Genomic DNA, 25,023 nt, shown 5'->3' with positions numbered 1-25,023 from the left:
ACGCGGCTGTAGGAGTATCAGACCGCGCCGGCCCATTCGGACAGCGCTGCCACGACGGCCGGCAGATCCGCCATGCGCGAGATCACCGTTTCGGCACCGGCATCGGTCAGGCGGTCGGCATGGCTCGGATAGGTGTGCGACGCGCCGGTGAAGCCGACGACGCGCATGCCGGCGGCGGTTGCGCCGTGAATGCCGTGAACCGAATCCTCGATCACCAGGACGTTGCCCGGCGAGACGTTGAACTTCTCGGCGGCGTGAAGGAAGATATCGGGCTTCGGCTTCACCCTGTCCGGCCCGAGATCCTTGGCCGAGAAGATATGCGGCGCAAAGTATGGCTTGAGCCCGACTTTCTCCAGCATCATGTCGAGACGGTGCGTGCTGGAATTGGAGCAGATGCAGCGCTGCGTCGTCAGGCGCGACAGCGCAAGCCGGACGCCGTCGATGATCTTCACGTCGCGCGCCAGCCGGGCGTCGAGAAGCTTTTCCGACTTGTCCAGAAGCGAGGCGGAGAGGGGGATGTCGGCTTCCTTCTCGACCTGCAGCAGGATGTTGCGCCATGTCATGCCGGCAAAGCGCTCGCCCATCTCCTCGACGCTGATCGGGTAGCCAGCTTCGGTCAGCAACCGGGACTCGACCTGGGCCGCTATGATTTCGGAATCGACGAGCACGCCGTCGCAATCGAAGATGATGAGGTCGAAACCGCTCATGATGAAATGCTCTCGGTGGAATTGGGATGCGGGAGGCTCTACACGAGGCCGTCGCCGGCCACAATGTAGGAAGGCTCTATTCCGATGGAAAGAGGGCCAAAAAGCGGCTTTCGCCGGTCTTGGTGAACTGAATGGCCCGGCTATCGTCGCGGCGCTTCGCCCAGCCTTCCGCGAGGAAATGCGACAGCAGCGCTTTGCCGAGCGTTCCCGCCAGGTGCGAACGCCGTTCGCTCCAGTCGAGGCAGGATTTGCAAAGCGGCCGCCGGCTGGAGGTCAGTGACGCCACGTCGATGCCGATACTGGCCAGTTCGGACTGGCCGTGCTCGGTCATCGTCAGCGTCTCGCCGTCGCTCCGGATCGCCCTGCGGCTTATAAAGCTGTCGAGCATGCGAACGCCGTAGTCGCCCGCCAGGTGGTCGTAGCAGATGCGCGCCTTGCGCAGCGCCGGGTCTTTCGGACCGGGGCGATTGCGCAGATGTCCGCGGCTTGCCGCGAAACCCATGATGGCTTCGAGCAGCGTGCCGGTCGCGGCATCCGCCAGCGCGAAATAGCGGTGCCGGCCCTGCTTGCGTTGCGCGATGAGCCCGCCGTCCTCCAGTTTGGAAAGATGCGAGCTGGCCGTCTGCAGCGTCACGCCGGCGGCCTGCGAAAGTTCGGTGGCGGTCAGCGCCTGTCCGCCCATGAGCGCCGTCAGCATGTTGGCGCGGGCGGGATCGCCGATCAGCGTTCCGATGCGGGCAATGTCTGGGCCTTCCTTCATACTTCGATCGTAGCCGAAGCATTTCGGTGGAGCAAGCCGCTATCCTGCAGTGGCAATGAAGGAGAAAACGATGATCACCTGTTTCATCCGCTACGAGATCGATCCCTTTCGCAAGGAGGCCTTCGGCGACTATGCGCGCAACTGGGGACAGGCGATACCGCGTTGCGGCGCCGACCTTGTCGGCTATTTCGGCCCGCACGAAGGGTCGTCGACGACCGCCTACGGCGTCTACAACATCGAGAGCCTTGCTGCTTATGAAGCCTACCGTGGGCGACTGGCGCAAGATCCTCTGGGGAAAGAGAACTATGAATTCGCCAGGCGCGAGCGGTTCATCCTCAGGGAGGATCGCATCTTCCTCAAGAACATGTCCCTGCCGCACAGCGTGGTGAAGCCATGATCGCCGTCATCTTCGAGGTCGTGCCCTATGTGGGCGAGCGCCACAGGTACCTGGACCTGGCCGGAGAACTTCGCACCGAACTGGAAACCATCGACGGTTTCATCTCGATCGAGCGCTTCGAAAGCCTAACGCTGCGCGGCAAGATCCTGTCCCTGTCCTTCTGGCGCGACGAGGAAGCCATTCGGACCTGGCGCAATCTGGAGGCCCATCGCCAAGCCCAGCAGGCAGGCCGTAACGGCGTTTTTGCCGATTATCGGCTGCGGATCGGCCATGTGGTCCGCGACTACGGCATGTTCGAGCGCGAGGAGGCGCCGGATGACAGCAAGGCGGTGCACGGCCCGCGTGAGCGCGAGGCGCTTGTCGTGATGCCGACTGGCGGATGAAGGCCATTGCCAGCTTCGGCATATTTTCCTGAAATCGTCAGCTGCCTTCAGGCTTTGGTAACCAAGATAGGTAACCATAACAGGGAGTAAAACAGTCCCGAGTAAGCGTAACAGCGAGTATCCCATGGCAGCAGTTCTTCCGCTAGCCGATCTGCGTCAGCAGGGTCGGCCGGGCACCTGGCTCAATACGATCATCAAGGGCGATTGCGTCGCAGCGCTGGAAGCGCTGCCCGACCAATCGGTCGATGCGATCTTCGCGGATCCTCCGTACAACCTTCAACTCGGCGGCGCGCTTCACCGCCCGGATCAGTCGCTGGTCGATGCGGTCGACGACGACTGGGATCAGTTCGCCTCCTTCCAGGCCTATGATGCGTTCACCCGTGCCTGGCTGCTGGCCTGCCGCCGCGTGCTGAAGCCGAATGGCACCATCTGGGTGATCGGCTCCTACCACAACATCTTCCGTGTCGGCGCCATGTTGCAGGACCTGAACTTCTGGCTCCTCAATGATATCGTCTGGCGCAAGACCAACCCGATGCCGAACTTCAAGGGCCGCCGGTTCCAGAACGCCCATGAAACCATGATCTGGGCCAGCCGCGATGCCAAGGCGAAGGGCTATACCTTCAACTACGATGCGCTGAAGGCCTCGAACGACGACGTGCAGATGCGCTCTGACTGGCTCTTCCCGATCTGCTCCGGCGGCGAACGGCTGAAGGGCGATGACGGCAAGAAGGTTCATCCTACCCAGAAGCCGGAAGCTTTGCTTGCCCGCGTCATCATGGCGTCCACCAAGCCCGGCGACGTGATCCTCGACCCGTTCTTCGGTACGGGAACGACCGGCGCTGTCGCCAAGCGCCTCGGCCGCAACTTCGTCGGCATCGAGCGCGAGCAGGATTACATCGATGCGGCATCCGCCCGCATCGCTGGGGTCGAGCCGCTTGGCAAGGCCGAACTGACCGTCATGACCGGCAAGAGGGCAGAGCCACGCGTCGCCTTCAACACGCTGGTCGAGAGCGGTCTCGTGAAGCCGGGACAGGTCCTCACGGATGCCAGGCGCCGCTGGAGCGCAATCGTCCGGGCAGACGGCACGCTTGCCTCCGGCGGAGCGGCAGGCTCCATTCACCGCCTTGGCGCGCAAGTGCAGGGCCTTGATGCATGCAATGGCTGGACGTTCTGGCACTTCGACGACGGGCAAGCGCTCAAGCCCATCGACGACCTGCGGGCTATCATCCGCAACGGTCTGGCAAAACTCGACTGACGATCCACCGTCAAGAGCAAAGGATTTCCTTTTGCTCCCCGCCAGATCACGAATTCCCCTTCCGGTTTTTGTACCTCTAGTCCCGGGAGGGGGAAAATGACGCCCGGAGGAGGCTGACCTCCGGGCGTCATCTATTGGTCCTAGACCTCGAGGCCGAAGGTCGCGAGGTCCTTCTTCAGCTGTGCGGCATCGGTAAACAGAACCGAGTGCCAGCCGGCGGTGCGTGCACCTTCCACGTTTGCCGCGGAATCGTCTATGAACAAGGTCGATGCGGGCTCCAGCCCGAAGTCTCGCGCGTGCTTTTCGTAGATCGCGATATCCGGCTTGATCAGCTTGATCTCCCCGGAGACAGTCACGCCTCTCGGCTTGTTCAAAAAGGGATAAAGCACGCGGGCGTGGCTGAAGGTGTCGGCCGCGAAATTCGTGAGCATGGTCACGTCCCGACCGTCCGCAATGAACTTTTCCATGATCGAAACACTGTCCTCATAGGCGTGAGGCACCATCTCGGGCCAGTATTGCCGGAAGGCGCGGATGTGCTCTTCCCGGTCCGGAAAACGCTCCAGGAGCAGCGCTTCGGCGTCTTCCCAGGTCCGGCCACGGTCCTGCTCCAGGTTCCATTCATGGGTACAGACATTGTCGAAGAACCACCGGCGTTCGTCTTCGTCGGGAATGAGGCGGAGGTAGGGAAGGCTGGGATCGTAGTGGATCAAGACCTTGCCGATGTCGAAGACGATGTGGTTGATCGGGCCTGCCATTCTGGTTCCTTGCTAGTTCGGGTTTTTCTCGAAGGCGAGTGGGATAGCCTGGGTAATTACCTTTTTCATGACGGTCGGAAGCGCCTGGGTTTCCAGCGTGGCCACCGGCTCCCACCATCCTTGATCGCGCGTTTCGGCGGCGATGGTCTGCGCGCGAAACACCGAGAGCCGCAGTTCGAAATGCGTGAAGACGTGCGTCACTGTTCCGCAAGCCTGCCAGCCGGCGTCAAAAGGGGCGTGCTCTACCGTCTGCCCACCGTCCTGTCGGGCCGTCCATGCCGTGGTCGGCACTTCCGTCATGCCGCCCAGGAGACCGCTCTCGATCCGCCGGCGCAAGAGGATTTCGCCCTCGTCATTGACGGCAACGAAGGCAGCTCCGAAGCGAACCGGCTTCTCCTTCTTCGCCGCCTTGACCGGAAAGCACTCAGGATCGTGCTCGGCCAGCGCCAGGCAGTGCCTGGCGATGGGACAGATGGCGCAGGCCGGCCGCTTCGGCGTGCAGATGGTCGCGCCGAGATCCATCATCGCCTGTGCAAAATCTCCGGGGCGATCCTTGGGCGTCAGTTCGACGACCTTGCGCTTCATCGCGGGCTTGGATCCGGGAAGCGGTGCGTCTATGGCGAACAGGCGCGAGATCACACGCTCCACATTGCCGTCCATCACCGCCGCCTGCCGGTTGAACGCGATCGCCGCAACCGCTGCCGCCGTATAATCTCCGATGCCCGGAAGGGTGCGCAGGCCGTCTTCCGTATCCGGAAAAATCCCGCCGTGATCGGCAGTGACCGCCTCGGCGCATTTCTTCAGATTGCGGGCTCGCGCATAGTAGCCGAGCCCGGCCCATGCGGCCATCACGCCGTCGGTAGGAGCCTTCGCCAGGTCGTTCACGGTCGGCCAGAGGTTCAGGAACTTCGCGAAGTAAGGTTTGACCGCCTGTACCGTGGTCTGCTGCAGCATGACCTCCGACAGCCAGATATGGTACGGCTCCGGTCGGACCCCGTTGGCCGCGGCCCTGGGCGAGACGCGCCAGGGCAATTCGCGATGATGGATGTCATACCATGCGAGCAGTTGCGGGATGATGCCTTGGGGTTCGTTCACGTGCTGGAAATGCCTGTGCTTCTGGTCTAAGGCTGTCCTATCGCTCAGAAGCTCACTGCGTCAACGAAAGAGCCGGCACTCATCAACCGGCGGCATCTGCAGTTCTGGCAGGCGCTGCACGGGAAGGATCTGATTTGGCCTTTGAAAAAAAGACGTTCCGTTCGAAACGCGTGCTCCAGATCGCCGAGATCGCCAATGGCATCATCGATCCGGTTCTGGCACGACGCGCGGGCATTTCGACGGCCCTTCTCGGATCCTGGGACGAGATCGCCGGTGAGCAGTTCGCCGATTGCTCGCGGCCGGAAAAGATCGCCTGGCCGCGCCGCGATGCCTCCGACGATGCGGGAGGCTACCAGCCGGGCGTGCTAACGATTGCCTGCGAAGGGTCGCGGGCACTTTTCCTGTCCCATACGCAGGGCGAGCTGATCGCCCGCATCAACGCATTCTTCGGCTTTCCGGCCGTCCGCCAGATCCGCATCGTGCAGAAGCCGGTATCCCAGGCCGTCAAGCACCGGCGCGCGCCCCCGCCTCTTAAGGGTGAAGCCGCCAAGCGGCTGGAGGGGATGATGGAAGGGATCGAGAGCGAAGCGCTGAAGAAGGCCGTCGCCCGCCTCGGTACGGCCGTCATGCAGAAGAAGCGCTGAACGCGGCACAGCTCCCGTACAGAATTCGTTCAGCTTGCGGATGTCACAAAGCTTTGAAGGATTTCGCCGACCGCCACCTTGTTCCGGTGCGGTTGGCGCGATACGGAATGACAAGCTTTTTGTACTCCAAGGCAGGTATCTGATGATGATGACCGACACCACCTTTACCCGGCGCGCCCTCCTGGGCGGCGTAGCTGTCACCGCGCTTAGCCTGGCACTGCCGCTCAGCGCGACGCAGGCGTTCGCGCAGGAACTGCCCGAGTCCCAGGGTGACGTGGACATGGCCGAAGTGCTGAAGCCGGGTCCGCTGCCGGAAATGGTCATCGGTGAGGAGAACGCGCCGGTCACGATCGTCGAGTACATGTCGATGACCTGCCCGCATTGCGCCACCTTCCACAACACCACGTTCGACGAGATCAAGACCAAGTACATCGACACCGGCAAGGCGCGCTTTATCGTCCGCGAGTTCCCGTTCGATCCGCGCGCTGCGGCTGCCTTCATGCTCGCCCGCTGCAACCCGGCAAAGCCGACCGAGGCAAGCACGCCGGCGCAATATTATCCGATGGTCTCGATGCTGATGAAGCAACAGCAGACCTGGGCTGCGGCGGAAGATGGCCGTGCGGCACTGCTGCAGATGTCGAAACTGGCCGGTTTCTCACAGGAGAGTTTCCAGGCCTGCTTGACGAACCAGCAACTTCTCGATGATGTGAATGCAACAATGAAGCGCGGTGCCGACGAGTTTGGCGTCAGTTCGACGCCGACCTTCCTGATTAACGGCAAGCGCTATGCGGGGGCCCTGTCTGTTGAAAGCATGTCGGCTCTTATCGACAGCTTGCTCTGAAACCGTTCATGAATTGAGCGGCGGCGGCACACCCGTGTCCGCCGCTTCTTTCCGGGGCGCGGCATGAAGTTCAACAGGCTGCGCGTCGTCGGGTTCAAGTCTTTCGTCGAACCTACGGAATTCATCATCGAGCGAGGCCTGACCGGCGTCGTCGGCCCGAACGGTTGCGGCAAGTCCAACCTTGTCGAAGCGCTCCGCTGGGTGATGGGCGAAAACTCCTACAAGAACATGCGCGCGTCCGGCATGGACGACGTCATCTTCTCCGGTTCGGGCCATCGGCCGGCCCGCAACACCGCCGAAGTCGCGCTGTTTCTCGATAATTCCGACAGGACTGCGCCGGCCGCCTTCAACGATTCCGACGAGATCCAGGTGTCGCGCCGCATCGAGCGCGAGAACGGCTCTGTCTATCGCATCAACGGCAAGGAAGCCCGCGCCAAGGACGTCCAGCTGCTGTTCGCCGACGCATCGACCGGCGCGCGATCGCCGTCCATGGTCGGGCAGGGGCGGATCGGCGAGCTTATCAACGCCAAGCCTCAGGCGCGCCGCCAATTGCTGGAAGAGGCGGCAGGCATTTCCGGCCTCCATTCCCGCCGCCATGAGGCCGAACTCAGGCTTCGCGCCGCAGAAGGCAATCTGGAGCGTCTGGAAGACGTCGTTACCCAGCTCGAAAGCCAGATCGACAGCCTGAAGCGCCAGGCGCGCCAGGCCAACCGTTTCAAGATGCTGTCGGCGGATATCCGCGCCCGCGAAGCCATGCTGCTGCATATCCGCTGGGCCCAGGCGAATGAAGCGGAGGTCGAGGCAAACAGCGCCTTGAGACAGGCGACCGTCGTGGTGGCGGAAAAGGCTCAGGTTCAGATGGAGGCGGCGAAGGCGCAGGCCATTGCCAGCCTGAAGCTGCCGGAGCTGCGGGACGAGGAGGCGAGGGCAGGGGCGGCCCTGCAACGCATCCAGATCGCCCGGACCCAGCTCGACGACGAGGCAAGCCGTCTGATGAAGCGGCGCGACGAACTGAGCCGCCGCCTTCTCCAGCTCGCCGAGGACATCCGCCGCGAGGAGCGGCTCGTCATGGACAATGCCTCCTTCCTCACAAAGCTTGGCGAGGAAGAGCAGGAGATCAACGACATCCTCGCCGATTCCGGTGCTGAAGCTGATGAACTGCGCGAAGCCTTCGAAGGTGCGGCTGCGACCCTTGGCGAAAGTGAAAGCCTGTTTGCGGCGATAACTGCCGAAAGGGCGGAGGCAGCAGCCTCCCGAAGCCAGCTCGATCGCCTGATCCGTGATCTTGGCGAACGCCGCCAGAGGCTCGACCGCCAGTTGCACGATGCGGAGGCGGAACTCGGGGCCGTCACCGAAAAACTGTCGGCGCTCGACGACCCTGCTGAAAGGCAGGAAGCCGTCGAAACGGCGGAGTTTGCGGTGGAAGGGGTCATGGCTTTCGCCGAAGAGGTCGAAGCAGCGCTTGGACAGGCGCGCGCTGCCGAGCAATTGGCGCGCGGTCCGCTGGAGACCGCCCGGTCACGGCTGAACGGGCTGGAAGCGGAAGCCCGCACGATCTCGAAAATGCTGACGGCGGGCGAGGTGTCCGGAGATTTCGCGCCGGTGGCGGATGCCATCCGGGTCGATCGCGGTTACGAGGCGGCACTCGGTGCGGCGTTGGGCGATGATCTGGAAAGCTCCATCGATCCTGCGGCCCCCGCTCACTGGACCCTGACCGGCGCGTCGGAGGATCCATCTCTTCCTGTCGGCTGCGAACCGTTGCTCGCACATGCTTCTGCTCCACCGGAATTGAGGCGCAGCCTCTCCCAGATCGGGATCGCCGCTGCGGGCACTGCGCAAAGTCTCATGTCGCAGTTGAAGCCGGGCCAGCGTCTGGTGACGCTGGAAGGCGCCGTCTATCGCTGGGATGGGCACGTCTCGGGCTCGGAAGCTCCGGGCGCCGCAGCACTTCGGCTGGCCCAGAGGAACCGTCTCGCCGAACTCGATGGCGAACTGGATGAGGCGCGGGTGATGCTGGCCGATGCGGAGGACGCTCTGGCCGTTGCAGCCTCGGGCATCGCCAGCGAAGAGGCCCGCCTTGCCGATGCCCGCGACCGCAGCCGTATCGCCACCCGACAGCTGACTGAAGCGCGCGATGCGCTGGCATTGGCCGAACGGGCGGCGGGAGACCTGCTTCGCCGGCGCGATGTGGTCACCGAAGCCGTAAACCAGGTCAGGTCGCAGATCGACGAGGTTCTGCTCCAGGAAGAGAATGCGCGCGTCGAGCTGGAGGATGCCCCCGATCTTTCCTCCGTCGATGAGCGGCTGCGTGAACAGCAGGTGGCCGTGGCGACCGATCGTGGCGTGCTGGCCGAGGCGCGAGCCCGTTATGAAGGGCTGAGCCGGGAAACCGAGGCTCGGCGCCGGCGGCTGGCCGCGATCGCGCAGGAGCGCTCGGCCTGGCAGGCGCGGGCGGCGAGCGCCGAGGATCATGTGGCAACGCTTCGCGAGCGCGAGGAAGAGGCCCGCGAGGAAATCGCCGACTTGGAGGCGGCACCGGAGGAATTCGAGGATCGCCGCCGTACCCTGCAGTCTGAACTCCTGAAGGCCGAGGAGGCACGCAAGGCAGCCGGGGATCGGCTGGTCGAGGCCGAAACCCGCCAGCGCGATGCGGACCGGGTGGCAACGACAGCACTCTCCGACCTTGCGGAAGCGCGCGAGAAGCGCGGTCGCGCCGAAGAGCGCCTCGTATCCGCCGCCGAACGCCGCCACGACAGCGAGCTTCGCATTCAGGAAGCGCTGGGCGTGCCGCCGCACGAGGTCCTGCGCATCGCCGGGCTGACGCCCGCAGCGGAGCTTCCCGATGTCCGCGACATCGAGCGCGAGGTGGACCGGTTGAAGATGGAGCGTGAGCGCCTCGGCGCCGTCAACCTGCGCGCCGACGAGGAACAGCAGGAGCTTTCGGAGAAGCGTGACATGCTGACCCGCGAGCGCGATGACGTCATCGATGCGATCCGCAAGCTGCGCGGCGCGATCCAGAACCTCAACCGCGAAGGTCGCGAGCGGCTGATCGCCGCCTTCGACGTGGTGAACACCGAGTTCCAGCGTCTCTTCACCCATCTGTTCGGTGGTGGCACCGCCGAGTTGCAACTGATCGAATCCGACGATCCGCTGGAAGCCGGACTGGAAATCCTTGCCCGCCCGCCGGGCAAGAAGCCGCAGACCATGACGTTGCTTTCGGGCGGCGAACAGGCGCTTACTGCCATGGCGCTGATTTTCGCCGTCTTTCTCACCAATCCGGCGCCGATCTGCGTGCTGGACGAGGTGGACGCGCCGCTCGACGACCACAATGTCGAGCGCTACTGCAACCTGATGGACGAGATGGCGGCATCGACGGAAACGCGCTTCGTCATCATCACCCACAATCCCATCACCATGGCGCGCATGAACCGCCTGTTCGGCGTCACCATGGCGGAGCAGGGGGTTTCGCAGCTGGTTTCCGTGGATCTGCAGACCGCCGAACAACTGCGCGAGGCGGTCTGATCCACCGGATCCGAGACCTGTTGCTGCAACGCAACATAATCGTGCCTCCATCCGTTTCCAAACTGCCGCAAAAGCTGTATTCGTGCTGAAACAGACTGCCACGGGTGGAGAACGGGCGATGGAGAAGTGGGTTTACCGCTTCGGAAGGGGACAGGCGGAAGGAGGCGTTTCGGATGTTGCCATTCTGGGCGGCAAGGGTGCCAATCTTGCCGAAATGGCCAATCTCGGACTGCCGGTTCCTCCTGGCCTCACCATCGTTGCCGATGCCTGTTCATGGTATTTCCAGCATGAAAAAACCCTTCCTGAAGCGCTGATGGCGCAGGTTCTTGACGGTATCGCTGCCATGGAGGCAGAGACCGGGCGGACCTTCGGCGGGGCCACCAGCCCACTGCTGTTATCGATCCGCTCCGGCGCCCGCGCCTCCATGCCGGGCATGATGGACACCGTTCTGAACCTCGGTCTCAACGACGAGACGGTCCAGGCGCTGGGCCACGATGCCGGCGACGCACGCTTCGCCTGGGACAGCTATCGGCGTTTCATCCAGATGTACGCCGATGTCGTCATGGGTCTCGACCATGAGGTTTTCGAAGAAATCCTGGAGGACGAGAAGGCACGCCACGGCCACGAATACGACACCGATCTTTCCGCCGTCGAATGGCAGCATGTGGTCAGCCTGTACAAGCAGGTCATCGAAGAGGAACTCGGCGACACGTTTCCGCAGGACCCGCATGTCCAGCTCTGGCAGGCAATCGCAGCCGTCTTTTCGAGCTGGATGAACCAGCGCGCCATGACCTACCGGATGCTGCACCGGATCCCCGAGCATTGGGGAACGGCGGTCAACGTGCAGGCCATGGTGTTCGGCAATCTCGGTTCGTCCTCGGCCACGGGCGTTGCATTCACGAGAAACCCCTCGACCGGGCGCAAGGAGCTTTATGGAGAGTTCCTCGTCAATGCGCAGGGAGAGGATGTCGTTGCGGGCATACGCACGCCGCAATCGCTGACGGAAGAGGGGCGGCTCGCGTCCGGCTCCGAAAAGCCATCGATGGAAAAGCTGATGCCGGAGACCTTCCGGGAGTTCAGCGAGATCTGCGACAGGCTGGAGGCCCATTACCGCGACATGCAGGACGTCGAATTCACCGTCGAGCGCGGCAGGCTCTGGATGCTCCAGACCCGTTCCGGCAAGCGCACGACCCGCGCTGCCATGAAGATTGCCGTCGACATGGTGGACGAGCGGCTGATCACCGAGAACGAAGCGGTGAGCCGGATCGAACCCCCGTCGCTCGACCAGCTGCTGCACCCGACCATCGATCCCCGTGTGGAGAGGGTCATCATGGGATCCGGCCTGCCCGCGTCACCCGGTGCGGCATCCGGTGAGATCGTCTTCACGGCGGAAGAGGCTGTCGAGGCGGAAGCGGAAGGTCGCAAGGTCATCCTCGTCCGGATCGAGACCAGTCCGGAAGATATCCACGGCATGCATGCCGCCGAAGCGATCCTGACGACGCGCGGCGGCATGACCAGCCATGCGGCCGTGGTTGCCCGTGGCATGGGAATTCCGTGCGTTGTCGGCGCTGGTTCGATGCGCGTCGATCTGCGCAACGAGCAGCTCATCTGCCCCGGCGGCATCACGCTGAAGCGGGGCGACATAATCACGCTCGACGGCTCGTCCGGCCATGTCCTGAAAGGCAATGTGCCGATGATGCAGCCGGAGCTTTCCGGCGATTTCGGCCGGCTCATGCAATGGGCGGACAAGGCGCGCCGCATGACGGTGCGTACCAATGCCGACACGCCGCAGGATGCCCGCGCTGCCCGCTCCTTCGGCGCAGAAGGTATCGGCCTTTGCCGAACCGAGCACATGTTCTTCGAAGGCGAGCGCATTCACGTCATGCGCGAAATGATCCTGGCCGAGGACGAGGCGGGCAGGCGCGAAGCGCTCGCCAAGCTCCTGCCGATGCAACGCTCCGATTTCACCGAACTCTTCGAGATCATGCACGGCCTGCCGGTAACGATCCGCCTGCTCGATCCGCCGCTGCACGAATTCCTGCCGAAATCGGACGAGGAGATCGCCGAGGTCGCGAAAGCGATGGGCATGGACGCCGCCTTCCTGCGCCGCCGGGTGGATGCGCTGCACGAGTTCAACCCGATGCTCGGACATCGCGGCTGCCGGCTCGCCATTTCCTATCCCGAGATAGCCGAGATGCAGGCCCGCGCCATATTCGAGGCTGTCGTTGCAGCCGCCCGCGAGACGGGCGAGGCGGTCGAGCTGGAGATCATGGTGCCGCTCGTCAGCCTTCGCGCCGAGCTGGATTATGTCAAGGCCTGTATCGACCGCGTCGCCATCGAGGTCGGCGGGGAGACCGGCATGACCATCGGCTATCTCGCCGGCACGATGATCGAGCTGCCGCGTGCGGCGCTCCGGGCCCACGTCATTGCCGAGACGGCCGAGTTCTTCTCCTTCGGCACCAACGACTTGACGCAGACGACATTCGGCATCTCGCGCGACGATGCGGCGTCCTTCATTCCGGTCTACCAGCGCAAGGGCATCATCGAGCAGGACCCGTTCATCTCGCTCGATTTCGACGGCGTGGGAGAACTGATCCGGCTGGCTGCGGAGCGCGGGCGCAAGACCCGCGCAGACTTGAAGCTCGGCATCTGCGGCGAGCATGGCGGCGATCCGGCCTCGATCACCTTCTGCGAGGAGGCCGGTCTCGACTATGTCTCGTGCTCGCCCTTCCGTGTGCCGATCGCGCGGCTCGCTGCGGCTCAGGCGGCAATTGCCCAAGGACGCCAGAAGAACTGAGGCGCGAGCCCAAACTCCCAATCCAGCGCCCGGATCAGTGGCTGGCGAAGACCTCGGTCCCGCCATCCTTGTGGATGAGCAGCACGTCGTAGGGCTCGGCTGTCGCTCCCTCCATCCCGGGAGAACCGGCAGGCATGCCCGGCACCGAAAGGCCGATGGCGTCCGGCCGCTCGGCCAGAAGTCGCGCCACGTCTGCGGCGGGCACATGCCCCTCGATGACGTAGCCTTCCACGAATGCCGTGTGGCAGGAGATCAGATCAGAGCCGATGCCGGCCTTTTCCTTGAGGACGTCCATCTCCTCGTGCATGACGTCGGTGGCCGAAACCAGGAAGCCGCTCCTCTGCATATGGACGATCCAGCCGCCGCAGCAGCCGCAATTAGCATCCTTGAAAACGTCCACGGTCGCTGACAGCGCTACCGAGGCGGACATGAGGCTGACTGCGGCGGAAAAAAGAAGAGTTTTCAAAGTCATTTGATGCCTCCTGGTCATGAATAGCCCTTCACCGCTGTCGGGGCCAAGGTGGCTTCAACCTAGCCTGCATGCGCGTGAAATCCTTGCGCAAACGCAAAGCCTGCGGAATTCTCTTAATGCTTGTCCCGGATGATGACCCGGCGTTCGACATACATGGGGCCCCACATCGTCCGGTTTTGCTGGTCGCGCCAGCTGCGCATGTCTGCGCGGCGGTCGAGATCGAGGTCGAGCAGGCATCCGGCCATGGCGTCAGTCCCGGCTCTGAAGCCGTAGCCGGCACAGGTGCGCTGGTCGGCGGCGCGGCGCTCCTCCGGCGTCATTGTCTGGCAGGAAGCCAGCAGAGGCAGCGCGGTGAGGGCCAAAGCGGTAAGGAAGGGGTAGCGCATGACAAACCTCCAATTCAGACGCGGACAACTTGCCGATTCCCATGTGTGTCGTCCTGTTCTACACAGGCAAGGTTGATATCGCCAATCCGGGTGCATCTGATTCATGACTGTCCGTTACGTCCGGCCCATGTCCCACTCCGCCTACGCCGCGAGCCGTATCGGCGGTGCAGCGCTGCTGCTGTTTGTGCTGGCAGTCCTTGGCCACCGCTTTGGCCCGCTCAGGACGCCGGACTTCCTGGCGCTCGTCCTTTTGTCGGCAGCCATCGGGGCAGCCGCCGTGCCGCTCGCGATGATCGGCCTCGTGCGTCTGTGGCAAAAAGGTGCGGAGGGCGGCATCGCCTCCGCCAAGGCACTGCTCTACGCCGGCGTGCCGCTTGCCGTCGTCGCAACGGGAGCCGCACTCTACCTGACCCGGCCTCCGCTATACGATGTCACGACCGATGTTCAGGATCCGCCTCCCTACCTCGCCGTCCCGGACTATGACCAGCAATGGCTGGTGAGGCCTGCATCCCCGACGACCGCGGATCGTCAGGAACAGGTCGCGGCCTATCCGGGCCTTGCCGGCCGTCGCTACGAGGGTGCTATCGACCGCGTGTTCGAAGGGGTGAAGGCCGCGGCGCTCTCCTCGCGCATCGAAATCGTCAAGCAGGAAGGTGCCGAGCTGGCCCAACCCGAACTGGCTGAACCCGAGCCGGCACCGCCGGCGGACGAGGTCGCCTCCGAGGATGGCCCGCTGCCGCTCGCCAGCGTGCCTATTCCATTGCCGCGGCCGGAGCCTTCCCTGCCTGCTCCGCTCGTTGCTCCGCCCGGCGTCGTGCTGCTTCAGGGCGAAGCCGAAACGTTGGTCTTTGGCCTGCCGTTCGATGTCGTCATCCGGCTGCGCGAGGATGCAGAAACCACATCCGTGGATGTTCGCGTCACATCCCGCTATGGCCCGCACGACCTGGGCATGAGTGCCGCGGTCGCCGACGATTTCCTGAAAAGGCTGGACGCCGAGCTGTTGGGCATAGCCGGCGGCTGACGTCATGCCAGCCGCCTCCGCTGCGCGTCAGTTGCGGGTAACGCCGATCTTGTCGAGATCGACGGCTGCCGCCTGTTCCAGCACTTCGCGGGTCAGCGTCGGCGCGGTGATGCGGAGATCGTTGTCCTGGGTGGTGATCTCCAGCGCGCTCCAATCGACCAGCACGTCCTTCTCGCCGATGCCGAGGAAGCCGCCGACCTCGAGCGCTACGGCTGCGATGGTGCCATCCACGTTGAGCACGATATCCTCGATCTCGCCGATCTCCTTGCCGTCGGCGCCATAGACGTCATAGTCGTCGAATTTGCTGGCCAGCAGATGTGCCGGCGCCGATGGCGCGGCCTCCGGAAGGATGACGATCGGCGCGGTGATCGTTGTCTGGGCAAACGCGGCGGCTGCGGAAACAAGAGTGACGGCAGCTGCAAGTGTGATCGTTTTCATGGTCATCCTCGTCCTTATGTCGATGGGCGGTCTTGAGCCGCCCACGACAACGGAAAGAAGGACGTCGCGTTCCATCACGACGAAAGGAGGGTTCAGGCGGGAAAGTAGGTGCCGTTCAGGGAAGGTGCCCCTTCCGTCGAGACACGTCCCTTTTCGACCAGATCTTCCAGGTGGGCGAGGACGGAAAGGGCCGCTGCCCCGTGCAGCCGCGGGTCTGTTCTCGTATAGATCGCCCGTACCATGTCCGGGATCAGCCGGTCGCCGGCCCGGATGCGCTCGAGAACGGCGCGCTCGCGCATCCGCCGATGGGCCCGCAGGCCCCTGAGGAATGAAGCCGGTTCCCGCACCGGCCCGCCATGGCCGGGAAGGAAGATGCGGTCATCCCGTGACAGAAGCTTTTCGACGGAGGTCATGAAATCGGCCATCGAGCCGTCGGGCGGCGCGACGATTGTCGTCGCCCAGGCCATCACGTGATCGGCGGAAAACAGCACGCCGCGACCCTCCAGCGCAAAAGCCGTATGGTTCGCGGTGTGGCCGGGCGTGTGAACCGCCGTCATGCTCCAGCCGTCGCCGTCGATGGTCTGGCCATCGGCGACCTCGATATCCGGCCGGAAATCGCTGTCGGCGCTCTCCGCAAACGGATTGACCTCTCCGGCAAACAGCGGACGTGAGGCGCGATGCGGCCCCTCGGCGACGAGAAGCGCTCCGGTCGCCTCCTTGAGCCGGCGGGCGAGCGGCGAGTGGTCGCGATGCGTGTGGCTGACGAAGATATGGGTGACGTCGCGGCCCTTCAGCGCCGCCAACAGCGCCTGGAAATGCGCCTCGTCTTCCGGTCCCGGATCGATCACGGCGACGGACGCGCGCCCGACGATATAGGAATTGGTGCCGTGGAAGGTGAAGGGGGAGGGGTTGTTGACCGTGAGCCGCTGGACGCCCGGGGCAACCGGTACCGGCTCTCCATAGGACGGCTGGAATTCGCGATCGAAGTCCGGCTCCCGCGCGTCGTTTCCGTCTGCCATGCACTTTCCCTGCCGACCGATGGGCGGCCCTTTCACATCCTTCCCGTCTAGCACGAGCCGGCGTGGGAAATCTGCAAAAACCTTGAAAGGACCGATTGCCGCGGCCATCAAGCTTTGCTAGAGCAAGCCGCACTTGCCGAAGCAGCGATTTGAACGCTGCATGAAGGCCTGTCACGGTGGGGCGTCGCCAAGCGGTAAGGCACCGGTTTTTGGTACCGGCATTCCCAGGTTCGAATCCTGGCGCCCCAGCCACCCCCTGCCGGTCCGTTCTGGACGTATAGATTACGGTTTATTCCTGAGACATAGGTAACGTTTTTGGGCCGCAAGTCTTCGGCTTGTAAGTCGTCGTATTCTCGGCATGATGGATTCATCGTTGGGAGGCGATTCTATGGAACAGATATTGATCAATCTTATCGCGGGGGCTGTCGGCGGAAATGCCGCTGGAAAGGCTTCTTCGAAATTCGATATCGGTACAATCGGCAACACGATTGCCGGGGCTGTCGGCGGCGGTATTCTGGGACAAATTATAACGCTTTTGATGCCTGCTGTTTCGGCCGCTTCACAGGCTGGCGATTTGAGTATCGGTGGAATTGTAAGTCAGTTGATTGCGGGTGGTGCAGGCGGTGCGCTGATGACGATCATTGTCGGCGCAATGAAGAACCGCACTGCGTAAGGAGAGAAAAATGGCTCACAAATTCGAAATCTACAAAGACAAGGCTGGCGAGTTTCGCGCCCGTTTCAAGTATAATAACGAATGCTTTTTTCGACCGAGGGCTATTCATCGAAGGCCGGTGCGCAAAACGCTATAGCCTCGATCAATAAGAATGGGCCGTCCGCGCCGGTTGAGGACAACAGCTAATTTTTCATGCGAGAAGGCTCGCCGCGTTACCGGCGGGCCTTCGAAAGCCATCTTCTTCGCTGCTGGGTCGGCCAGGTCTAACTGTTCGATTTCGGCAATCCGGGCGTCGCTCTGGTTGCGTTCGCAACTATTGGTGTCACGCGCGAACTGTCGCTCGGCATTCATAAGCCCGCCGACCATCGCTTCTGCCCGGCCTGGCCGCTCCCTAATTCCTGAATACCGTGCAGGCGCCACCGGCTGCCTTGATCTCGGTGCAGACCTTGCTCGCCTCGGCTCGCGTATCGCGACCGATCCTCGCCGCATAGCGGCCGCGATGGCCGAAATTGCCGCGCGTCTGGTGGACGATGACGGGGAGTTCGCTGGCGAGCGGCGCCGGCAGTGCTGCGACGGCCCTTGCAAACAACGTCCGCGCCACCTGCGGGCTGGCATGGGCGGCAAGCTGCACGCCCCATGGCGCCCATGGGCCTTCCCCGATAAGGCTGCCGGGGGAGAGACGTCGGCTTTCGGCGAGCGCGACGCAGCTTTCGACGAACTGTTTTTCGCGATCGAGCGGCGCTGCCGCTGCGTCCGGTGGGTCCGCCGTCCACTGCTCGACCGTATAGCCGGTGATGGCGATCACATAGGCGCGCGTCTCGAAGGGCAGGCTGCCGCCGTTCACGAAGTTTCGCAACCCGGCTTCACCCGCATTGTAGGCGGCGGCGGCCTGGCCGAACCCGCCGAAGCGATCCCTGAGTTCGCGAAGGTAGGTGGCCGAAGCGTTGAGCGCCGGCAGGATGTCGAAGCTGTTGGCAAGCCCGCGCAGCCTCGCCGTTCCCGGCATGAACTGGGCGATGCCTTCCGCACCCTTCGGGCTGATCGCATCGGGCCGGAACAGGCTTTCGCGCCAGATCAGCCGGGCGAAGAATTCCGTCGGCACCTGGCTCCGGTTGGCGAAGTATTCGATGCCGGTGCACAGATCCCGGTTGAATGTTTCCTTGCCGATGCACAGCTCATCGCCCGAGACTTCGTCCGTCCAGGAGGAGAGGCATTCCACGGGTTCCGATACGGCGCCTGCAACCTCCGTTGCGCCGGCGGAAGCGGTGCCAAGGAAAAATGCCAGCGAGAGCCGAAGGATATCCATGGGGCGATCGATCGTTGTTGCCAGATGTACGTGCTTGTATGTCCGGGCCTGTATGGATGGGCTTGGATGTCCGGTCCCCCGCACATCGACCCCGTCTACCGTGCCATCGGAACGGAAATGACACAAGCGGACACGCCGGCAGCAAAAAAGCCCGCCGGGTGGGCGGGCTTTCGCAAGTCAAGGCCAGGCGGGCAGCTCTACTCTTCGGTCAGCAGCTCTTCGCAATAGCTCGCGCCCTTTGCGCCCGGCCGGTCCGCGGTGATGCGGATGTCGCGGATGCTGTAGTTCGCATCGACGGTGATCTGGGCGGCGCAGCTGACGCTGCCGTTCCGGCCGTTCTGCTGCTTGATACGCTTGTAGCCGCCGCGCCAGTTGTAGAGCGTCGTGGAGCCTGCCTGCGTATCGCTGAGCGGAGGGCCGTATTTCGCGAAGAACTTGCCTGCCGACTGGCCGACCCAGCGGGCCTCGATCGGATTGGCAGGCACACCGGTTGTCGTGCAGGCGGAAAGCAGGATGGCGAATATGGCGGTAGATGCAATGATGTGACGGTTCATGTCCCTGAAACCCTTTATGTACCCCCGTCCTTCAGGACGTTGTGGGAGGCCCCTAACAGATTTCGGGTGGCTGTCGGAGCCATCGGGGAGCCTGAGAAGGAAAAATCTTCGACCGCCGCCTTTTTGCCACGCCAGTCCATAGCTGTTGGCCGCACAGGTCGTGCTCTCCAGCCCGTAAATTTTCCCCGACGACCGCTTGTCGAACCCGAATGGCTGGTCTATAGAGGCGCCGCTGGTCACGGAGTGTAGCGCAGTCTGGTAGCGCACCACGTTCGGGACGTGGGGGTCGCAAGTTCGAATCTTGCCACTCCGACCAGCCTAAAAAGCCCGCAGATGCGGGCTTTTTTATTGCGCGGAGATCCTGTCGGATGCTGGGAAGAACGCGCAACGTCCACGGAAGACGCCTGCCAAATACGCGATAGGCCGCCCTCTTTGCAGGCGGCCGCTTAAGTCAGTGTTCGGATCATTTCAGTCGTACTTGTCTTGCCCGGCGGGCCATCGATTGGCCCTAGTGCGTGCTGTCCAGGATGTCGCGCTTGCGCAGGTCCTCTATCGCTGCAACCGCTTCCTGTGCGGACCAGCCGGCCTTGACGGCAGCATCGATGATCCTCGCCTCACATTCGAGGGCGAGCCGATTGTAGACCGGCTCGATGGCCTCCTGGAGAGTCAGGATGTGATCCTCGGGTTTGACGTGGATATGCGCCGACATTGCCATATTGATCTCCATTCCGCTCCGGAAACTTTCCGAATCTTTCTGAAGCGATTTTGTTCCATTCGTCGTCATGGAATTGTTACAGAGTACGCTATTGGACCGTATATCAGCCGTGGCCCTTTGTCCCAGGCTTACTTTGCACCGGGTTCAGGCGCTGAGGGCTTCCCGTGATTTTTTCATGTCCCCCACGGCACCGGCGATCGTCGTGCTGAACAGCACGTCGCGTGTCGCATCGGCAACGCGGGCGAAGACGTGGCGGATCTCGCACGACTGTTCGCCGTCGCAATCCTCGCATTTGCGATAGGCGGTCACGGAGAGGCAGGGCAGGGGCGCGATCGGGCCGTCGATCAGTCTCAGGATCTCGCCGAAGGTGATCGTGTCCGCCGGCTTCAGGAGCAGGTAGCCGCCCTGCTTGCCGCGACGGCTGGAGACGATGCCGGCATGCTTGAGGTCGAGCAGGATCTGCTCGAGAAATTTCTTCGGTATGGATTGCTGGGTCGCGATCTCGGAAATCATCATGGACGAGCCGGGCTCCGCTCGCGCCAAAGCCGTCAGCGCCCTCAGCGCGTATCTCGTCTTCTGGGAAATCATCACGCAACCAATGCAGAACAGATGCCGTTGCCTGCTTCCATTCTGGTCAGGATACGACGCTCTTACTCTGTAGAGCAAAGGTGGCGGAAATTCAAACGCACCACCGCATCCGTGCGCCAGACGGCAGCTTTTCTACCCCGGGCGGGGCTTTGGAGTGAGATTTGCTCATCATCGGCACGTCACGAAATCGCTGTTTCTGGCCTGACCCCGGTTGAATCTTCATAATCGCTCAAAGAATACGGAAGAACCTCATGACGATCCACGATGCCTCCGGCCCCCGTCTGGCCGAACTTGCCGCGACACTCGATGCCCAGTTTGAGAAGCTTGATCTTGCCGGTCGTTTGTCGCTTGCGGGCGAATTCGGCCGCGCTGTGTTCACGACGAGCCTCGGGATCGAGGATCAGGTTATCTCGGCGGCGATTGGTCTGGAGCAGTTGGACATCGAAGTCTCTACCCTTGAGACCGGCCGTCTCTTTCCCGAAACGCTGGCGCTGATCGATGAGACGGAGGAGCGCTTCGGCATCGATATCCGCCGGTTCCATCCGGCCAAGGCAGAGGTCGATGAATATGCCGCCCGGTATGGTCTGAATGGTTTCTACGAGAGCGTCGAAGCCCGCCATGCCTGCTGTCATGTCAGGAAACTGGTGCCGCTTGCCCGGGCACTTGAAGGCGCCACGGTATGGGTGACCGGCCTGCGCCGCAGCCAGTCCGGCAACCGGGCAGCGACACCTTTCGTGGAATACGACGCGGAGCGCGGCCTCATCAAGGTCAATCCGCTCGCGGACTGGTCGCTTGAGCAGATCAACGCCTACGTCGAGGCACATGCCGTTCCCACCAACCCGCTGCACACGCGTGGCTTCCCCTCGATCGGCTGCGAACCCTGTACCCGCGCCATCAAGCCCGGCGAGCCGGAACGTGCCGGTCGCTGGTGGTGGGAGAACGACGAGAAGCGGGAATGCGGCCTGCATGTCCCGGAAGCGGCGGCCCCCTCACTGAATTCGAGTTCACTTTAATCGACCTAGCCGGCGGGCTGAGCCGCTCGCCCTGGAGATAATGCATGCCCGATATCATTTACGCAGCAGACCAGAAGCCTGCTTCGTCGACCAAGACACCGCTCGATCCGCACCTGAAGGCGCTGGAGAACGAGGCGATCCACATCTTCCGTGAGGTAGCTGCCGAATTCGAGCGGCCGGTGATGCTCTACTCCATCGGCAAGGACTCCTCCGTCCTGCTGCATCTGGCGCGCAAGGCGTTTTATCCCGGTCGCGTGCCGTTCCCGCTTCTGCATGTCGATACCGGCTGGAAATTCGGCGAGATGATCCAGTTCCGCGACGAGACGGCCGCGCGATACGACCTCGAGCTCGTGGTTCACAGTAATCCGCGCGGCAAGGCGGAGAACGTCACGCCGTTCACCCATGGGTCGTCTCGCTATACCGACATCATGAAGACGGAGGCGCTCAAGCAGGCGCTCGACGCCGGCCGGTATGACGCCGCCTTCGGCGGTGCGCGGCGCGACGAGGAGGCAAGCCGCGCCAAGGAGCGGATATACTCGTTCCGCACGCCGGACCACAAATGGGACCCGCGCAACCAGCGGCCGGAATTGTGGAACGTGTATAACGGCATGGTCCGCAAGGGAGAGAGCGTGCGGGCGTTCCCGCTCTCCAACTGGACCGAGGTCGATATCTGGCGCTACATCCAGGCCGAGGATATTCCCCTCGTGCCGCTCTATTTCGCCGCCGAGCGCCCTTATGTGGAGCGCGACGGCATGATGGTGCTTGCCGAAGACCCGCGTCTGGAATTGCTGCCGGGCGAAACCGTCCAGAAGGGCTCCATCCGCTTCCGCACGCTCGGCTGCTTCCCGCTCACCGGCGCCATCCGTTCCCGTGCCACCACACTCGACGAAGTCATTGCCGAGCTTGAAATCGCTACCGTTTCCGAACGGCAGGGACGCGCCATCGACCGGGATCAGTCCGGTTCGATGGAGAAGAAGAAACGCGAAGGATATTTCTGAAATGACTGCCTCTGCCATTGCAACCGCCGTTCTTCCCGCCGCAGAAGCCGTTCCTGCGGCTCGCGACACGCGCCCTTTGCGTCTTATCACCTGCGGTAGCGTCGATGACGGCAAGTCGACTCTGATCGGTCGGCTTCTCTGGGATACGAAGGCGGTCAAGGAAGATCAGGCCGCAAGTCTCGAACGGGACTCGGGCAAGCAGAACGATCTCGGCCTCCCCGATTTCGCGCTGCTGCTCGACGGACTGCAGGCCGAGCGCGAGCAGGGCATCACGATCGATGTCGCCTACCGCTATTTCGCCACCGAGCGCCGCTCGTTCATCGTCGCCGATACGCCCGGCCACGAGCAATATACCCGCAACATGGCGACCGGCGCCTCGACCGCCGATCTTGCGGTGCTGCTCGCGGATGCGCGTGCCGGCCTACTGGAACAGACCCGCCGTCATGCGACGATCGCGGCGCTGATGGGCATTCGCCAGTTCGTTCTGGCGGTGAACAAGATCGACCTCGTCGACTACGACAAGGCTGTCTTCGACCGCATCACGCACGAATTCAAGGAACTGGCGCTGTCACTCGGCGTCCGGCAGATCACCGCCATTCCGATGTCGGCGCTGAAGGGCGAGAACGTCGTCTATCCGGCCGGATCGGTGATGCCATGGTATGATGGGCCGACGCTGGTCGAAACGCTGGAGCTTGCGACCGTCCGCTCCACCCAGGCAGGTGGTTTCCGCCTGCCGGTCCAGCGTGTTTCCCGCCCCGGCGAGAGCTTCCGTGGTTATCAGGGTACGGTTGCCGGCGGTTCGGTCAAGCCGGGTGATAGCGTCGCCATCCTTCCGTCGGGCATGATCGCCAACGTCAAGCAGATCGTCACGTTCGATCTGGTTCGCAATGCGGCCGTCGCCGGCGATGCGATCACCCTGGTTCTCGACCGGCAGGTCGACGTTTCGCGCGGCGACATGATCGTTTCTCTCGATGCGCAGCCGATGACCGGGCTGGAGTTCGAAGCGCAGATCGTGGCCTTGCAGCCGGACGGCATCGAGCCGGGCAAGCGCTACTGGCTGAAGAGCGGCTCGCGCCGTCAGCGCGTCTCGGTCAAGCCTGCGTCGCAGCTGGAACTGGCCACCGGCTCCTGGCGTACTCACACTGAACGCCTCCCGATGAATGCCATCGGCAAGGTCCAGCTGTCCTTCGACGAGCACGCGATCTTCGATGCTTATGAGCAGAACCGTTTGACGGGTGCCTTCATCCTGATCGACCCGGACACCCATAACACCGTGGCCGGCGGCATGATCACCGCAAGGCGCCAGGGCGGGATCGGCATCCGGTACGAAGGGGAACGGGTGATCCTCTCCCTGCCAGCCGATCTTGCAGATCAGCTGATGGCGAGCGAGCTGTTCGCCAACCGGCGCGATGAGGCAGAGGTTCGCCGCATGACCGCCGGACAGGCCGCCGATCTGTTCTCCAACGCGGCAAGCGATATCTGACCGTCCTTCGGCGCGCCGGAGAGGCCCTAGGACCGACGGCGCGTCGTTCCCCGCTCGACGATCTCAAATCCGAGATCGATCGGTGCTGTCGGCGGCTGTTCGCCGTTGACGGCCCGGATCAACAGGTCGATCGCCCGATACCCCATCTCGAAGCGCGGCACTTGCACGGTCGTGAGCGCGGGTTCGCAATAGGCTGAAAAGCCGAGGTCGTTATAGCCGCAGATGCCGAAGTCGGGTACCTGAAGGCCGAGGCGTTGCGCCTCGAACAAGGCGCCCAGCGCCAGGTCGTCGTTCTGGCAGAAAACGCAGTCGAGGTCCGGGACCTGGGCCTTGAGACGCTGGAGCAGCTGGCACCCAAGCTGGACGCTTGTGAACGCGTCCTCCCACGCCATCAGCAAGGGGTCGGCTAGACCTGCCTCCTGCATTGCCTGGGAATAACCCTCCTGCCGTCGTTCGGACCTTATATCCCGTGTGCCACCAATCAGCCCGATCCTGCGATAGCCGCAAGAGATGAGGTGCCGGATGGCCGTAGCGCTGGCATCGCGGTGGTTGATGCCGACTGCCATGCCGGTCGGCATCATGTGAAGATCGACGATCTGTACCACGGGGCATGAGGGGCGGCTGAGCAGATCGTGCGTACCGTCCAGGTGGTGCAGGCCGGACAGGAGGATGCCCGCCGGGTGCTGCGAAAGGAACAGCCGCAGCTGCCGGCGTTCTTCCTCCGGGTCCTGGCGCGTGTCGGCGTATTGGATGCGCAGGTTGGACTCGCGAACGCGATCTTCGATGCCGCGCATGATGCTGAGATGGGCGTGGCTGGTGAGGGCGGGTGCGAGCACGCCGATCACCCCACTGTGGCGGCTGGCCAGGGCCCGAGCGGCGAGATCGGGGACATACCCCATCTTTTCGACCTGCTGCAGGATTTTCTCGCGCAACGGTTGCGAGACGATTTCAGGCTCCCTGAGCGCTCTCGATACCGTAATCGAACTGACGCCTATCGCAGTTGCAACGTCCTGCAAGGTCACCCGTTCTGTTCGTGCGCGTCGATTTGGCATCGTTCCCCGAACCCTTGCAGTGACATGTTACTGGCAACGCATGGCATTTAGCGCCATTGGGAGTTTGGTCAAATCTGGTCTGTCTCTATCCAAAGGCTATTTTCCGACGGTGAGATCACTTCACGGTGAAACGGCTGGTCTTGACGGAT

At 63.0% G+C, this 25,023-nt stretch carries 26 protein-coding genes, 2 tRNA genes and 1 pseudogene; 15 read left to right on the top strand and 14 right to left on the bottom strand.

The annotated features are described in order from the left end of the window. Positions 1-17: 17 nt before the first annotated feature. Positions 18-707, bottom strand: coding sequence for an HAD family hydrolase (locus LH464_RS10845; protein ID WP_226786398.1), 690 nt, complete (start codon positions 705-707; stop codon positions 18-20). Positions 708-783: 76 nt separating this feature from the next. Next, positions 784-1,467, bottom strand: coding sequence for an ArsR/SmtB family transcription factor (locus tag LH464_RS10840; protein WP_226786397.1), 684 nt, complete (start codon positions 1,465-1,467; stop codon positions 784-786). 70 nt (positions 1,468-1,537) lie between these two features. Here LH464_RS10840 and LH464_RS10835 point away from each other — a divergent pair, with 70 nt between their 5' ends. From LH464_RS10835 to LH464_RS10825, 3 genes are all read left to right on the top strand, one after another. After that, positions 1,538-1,864 carry an NIPSNAP family protein gene (locus LH464_RS10835; RefSeq protein WP_226786396.1) on the top strand — a complete coding sequence of 109 codons (327 nt, stop codon included), beginning with the start codon at positions 1,538-1,540 and terminating at the stop codon, positions 1,862-1,864. Then, positions 1,861-2,247 (top strand): antibiotic biosynthesis monooxygenase family protein, encoded by a 387-nt coding sequence (locus tag LH464_RS10830; protein WP_226786395.1) that lies wholly within the window; start codon positions 1,861-1,863, stop codon positions 2,245-2,247. The genes LH464_RS10835 and LH464_RS10830 overlap by 4 nt, the downstream gene beginning before the upstream one ends. Before the next feature lie 124 nt (positions 2,248-2,371). Beyond that, the gene (locus LH464_RS10825) at positions 2,372-3,502 is read left to right on the top strand and encodes a site-specific DNA-methyltransferase (protein WP_226786394.1); all 1,131 of its coding nucleotides are present in this window, start codon (positions 2,372-2,374) and stop codon (positions 3,500-3,502) included. 140 nt (positions 3,503-3,642) lie between these two features. Here LH464_RS10825 and LH464_RS10820 read toward each other — a convergent pair whose 3' ends face one another. Both LH464_RS10820 and mutY read right to left on the bottom strand, forming a co-directional pair. Beyond that, positions 3,643-4,257 carry an HAD family hydrolase gene (locus tag LH464_RS10820; RefSeq protein WP_226786393.1) on the bottom strand — a complete coding sequence of 205 codons (615 nt, stop codon included), beginning with the start codon at positions 4,255-4,257 and terminating at the stop codon, positions 3,643-3,645. 12 nt (positions 4,258-4,269) lie between these two features. Continuing rightward, on the bottom strand, positions 4,270-5,352 hold the full coding sequence (mutY, locus tag LH464_RS10815; protein WP_226786392.1) for an A/G-specific adenine glycosylase: 1,083 nt from the start codon (positions 5,350-5,352) through the stop codon (positions 4,270-4,272). Positions 5,353-5,486: 134 nt separating this feature from the next. Between mutY and LH464_RS10810 the strand changes: the two genes are divergently transcribed. From LH464_RS10810 to ppdK, 4 genes are all read left to right on the top strand, one after another. Next, complete coding sequence (locus LH464_RS10810) at positions 5,487-5,996, top strand: DUF721 domain-containing protein (RefSeq protein WP_226786391.1); 510 nt, start codon at positions 5,487-5,489, stop codon at positions 5,994-5,996. Positions 5,997-6,138: 142 nt separating this feature from the next. Further along, positions 6,139-6,837: a DsbA family protein gene (locus LH464_RS10805; protein ID WP_226786390.1), complete on the top strand. Its 699-nt coding sequence runs from the start codon at positions 6,139-6,141 to the stop codon at positions 6,835-6,837. A gap of 63 nt (positions 6,838-6,900) precedes the next feature. Next, the gene (locus LH464_RS10800; protein WP_226786389.1) at positions 6,901-10,359 is read left to right on the top strand and encodes a chromosome segregation SMC family protein; all 3,459 of its coding nucleotides are present in this window, start codon (positions 6,901-6,903) and stop codon (positions 10,357-10,359) included. A gap of 118 nt (positions 10,360-10,477) precedes the next feature. Continuing rightward, on the top strand, positions 10,478-13,156 hold the full coding sequence (gene ppdK / locus LH464_RS10795; RefSeq protein WP_226786388.1) for a pyruvate, phosphate dikinase: 2,679 nt from the start codon (positions 10,478-10,480) through the stop codon (positions 13,154-13,156). A 34-nt stretch (positions 13,157-13,190) separates the two neighbouring features. Here the strand turns inward: ppdK and LH464_RS10790 are convergent, their stop codons facing one another. Continuing rightward, the gene (locus LH464_RS10790) at positions 13,191-13,628 is read right to left on the bottom strand and encodes a DUF411 domain-containing protein (protein WP_226786387.1); all 438 of its coding nucleotides are present in this window, start codon (positions 13,626-13,628) and stop codon (positions 13,191-13,193) included. A gap of 113 nt (positions 13,629-13,741) precedes the next feature. Then, positions 13,742-14,014, bottom strand: a complete 273-nt coding sequence (locus tag LH464_RS10785) for a hypothetical protein (RefSeq protein ID WP_226786386.1) — start codon at positions 14,012-14,014, stop codon at positions 13,742-13,744. A 103-nt stretch (positions 14,015-14,117) separates the two neighbouring features. On the opposite strand from LH464_RS10785, the gene LH464_RS10780 reads away from it, so the two are divergent. Next, complete coding sequence (locus LH464_RS10780) at positions 14,118-15,035, top strand: DUF1499 domain-containing protein (protein WP_226786385.1); 918 nt, start codon at positions 14,118-14,120, stop codon at positions 15,033-15,035. Positions 15,036-15,062: 27 nt separating this feature from the next. Here the strand turns inward: LH464_RS10780 and LH464_RS10775 are convergent, their stop codons facing one another. Further along, complete coding sequence (locus LH464_RS10775) at positions 15,063-15,473, bottom strand: PRC-barrel domain-containing protein (protein WP_226786384.1); 411 nt, start codon at positions 15,471-15,473, stop codon at positions 15,063-15,065. A gap of 92 nt (positions 15,474-15,565) precedes the next feature. Further along, the gene (locus tag LH464_RS10770; protein WP_226786383.1) at positions 15,566-16,492 is read right to left on the bottom strand and encodes an MBL fold metallo-hydrolase; all 927 of its coding nucleotides are present in this window, start codon (positions 16,490-16,492) and stop codon (positions 15,566-15,568) included. Positions 16,493-16,669: 177 nt separating this feature from the next. On the opposite strand from LH464_RS10770, the gene LH464_RS10765 reads away from it, so the two are divergent. The 3 genes and pseudogenes from LH464_RS10765 (at position 16,670) to LH464_RS10755 (ending at position 17,351) form a co-directional block, all read left to right on the top strand. After that, positions 16,670-16,744, top strand: a tRNA-Gln gene (locus LH464_RS10765). Between the two features lie 106 nt (positions 16,745-16,850). After that, positions 16,851-17,165 (top strand): hypothetical protein, encoded by a 315-nt coding sequence (locus LH464_RS10760; RefSeq protein ID WP_226786382.1) that lies wholly within the window; start codon positions 16,851-16,853, stop codon positions 17,163-17,165. 10 nt (positions 17,166-17,175) lie between these two features. Further along, positions 17,176-17,351, top strand: a pseudogene (locus tag LH464_RS10755) (YegP family protein). On the opposite strand, the gene LH464_RS10750 reads toward LH464_RS10755, so the two are convergent. From LH464_RS10750 to LH464_RS10740, 3 genes are all read right to left on the bottom strand, one after another. Further along, entirely contained in the window at positions 17,271-17,531 is a 261-nt protein-coding gene (locus tag LH464_RS10750; protein WP_226786526.1) for a hypothetical protein, read from the bottom strand. The pseudogene LH464_RS10755 and the gene LH464_RS10750 overlap by 81 nt on opposite strands. A gap of 25 nt (positions 17,532-17,556) precedes the next feature. Next, the gene (locus LH464_RS10745; protein ID WP_226786381.1) at positions 17,557-18,471 is read right to left on the bottom strand and encodes a lytic transglycosylase domain-containing protein; all 915 of its coding nucleotides are present in this window, start codon (positions 18,469-18,471) and stop codon (positions 17,557-17,559) included. A gap of 197 nt (positions 18,472-18,668) precedes the next feature. Further along, complete coding sequence (locus tag LH464_RS10740) at positions 18,669-19,025, bottom strand: hypothetical protein (protein WP_226786380.1); 357 nt, start codon at positions 19,023-19,025, stop codon at positions 18,669-18,671. Between the two features lie 239 nt (positions 19,026-19,264). On the opposite strand from LH464_RS10740, the gene LH464_RS10735 reads away from it, so the two are divergent. Further along, a tRNA-Pro gene (locus tag LH464_RS10735) sits at positions 19,265-19,341 on the top strand. 192 nt (positions 19,342-19,533) lie between these two features. Here LH464_RS10735 and LH464_RS10730 read toward each other — a convergent pair. Together LH464_RS10730 and LH464_RS10725 are read right to left on the bottom strand one after the other, a co-directional pair. Beyond that, the gene (locus LH464_RS10730; protein ID WP_226786379.1) at positions 19,534-19,740 is read right to left on the bottom strand and encodes a hypothetical protein; all 207 of its coding nucleotides are present in this window, start codon (positions 19,738-19,740) and stop codon (positions 19,534-19,536) included. 144 nt (positions 19,741-19,884) lie between these two features. Continuing rightward, positions 19,885-20,328, bottom strand: a complete 444-nt coding sequence (locus LH464_RS10725; RefSeq protein WP_226786378.1) for an RrF2 family transcriptional regulator — start codon at positions 20,326-20,328, stop codon at positions 19,885-19,887. Positions 20,329-20,579: 251 nt separating this feature from the next. Here LH464_RS10725 and LH464_RS10720 point away from each other — a divergent pair, with 251 nt between their 5' ends. Genes LH464_RS10720 through cysN form a run of 3 tightly spaced genes read left to right on the top strand, consistent with a single transcriptional unit; the run spans position 20,580 to position 23,822 of the window. After that, positions 20,580-21,341, top strand: coding sequence for a phosphoadenylyl-sulfate reductase (locus LH464_RS10720; protein WP_226786377.1), 762 nt, complete (start codon positions 20,580-20,582; stop codon positions 21,339-21,341). Between the two features lie 44 nt (positions 21,342-21,385). Further along, complete coding sequence (cysD, locus tag LH464_RS10715; RefSeq protein WP_226786376.1) at positions 21,386-22,339, top strand: sulfate adenylyltransferase subunit CysD; 954 nt, start codon at positions 21,386-21,388, stop codon at positions 22,337-22,339. Position 22,340: 1 nt separating this feature from the next. After that, the gene (gene cysN, locus LH464_RS10710) at positions 22,341-23,822 is read left to right on the top strand and encodes a sulfate adenylyltransferase subunit CysN (RefSeq protein WP_226786375.1); all 1,482 of its coding nucleotides are present in this window, start codon (positions 22,341-22,343) and stop codon (positions 23,820-23,822) included. Positions 23,823-23,848: 26 nt separating this feature from the next. Here cysN and LH464_RS10705 read toward each other — a convergent pair whose 3' ends face one another. Continuing rightward, positions 23,849-24,874, bottom strand: a complete 1,026-nt coding sequence (locus tag LH464_RS10705) for a LacI family DNA-binding transcriptional regulator (RefSeq protein WP_226786374.1) — start codon at positions 24,872-24,874, stop codon at positions 23,849-23,851. Positions 24,875-25,023: the final 149 nt, after the last annotated feature.

The organism is Pseudorhizobium xiangyangii (genome assembly GCF_020531965.1).
Lineage (GTDB): Bacteria > Pseudomonadota > Alphaproteobacteria > Rhizobiales > Rhizobiaceae > Neorhizobium > Neorhizobium xiangyangii.
This window is presented reverse-complemented; position numbering and strand designations above follow the sequence as displayed.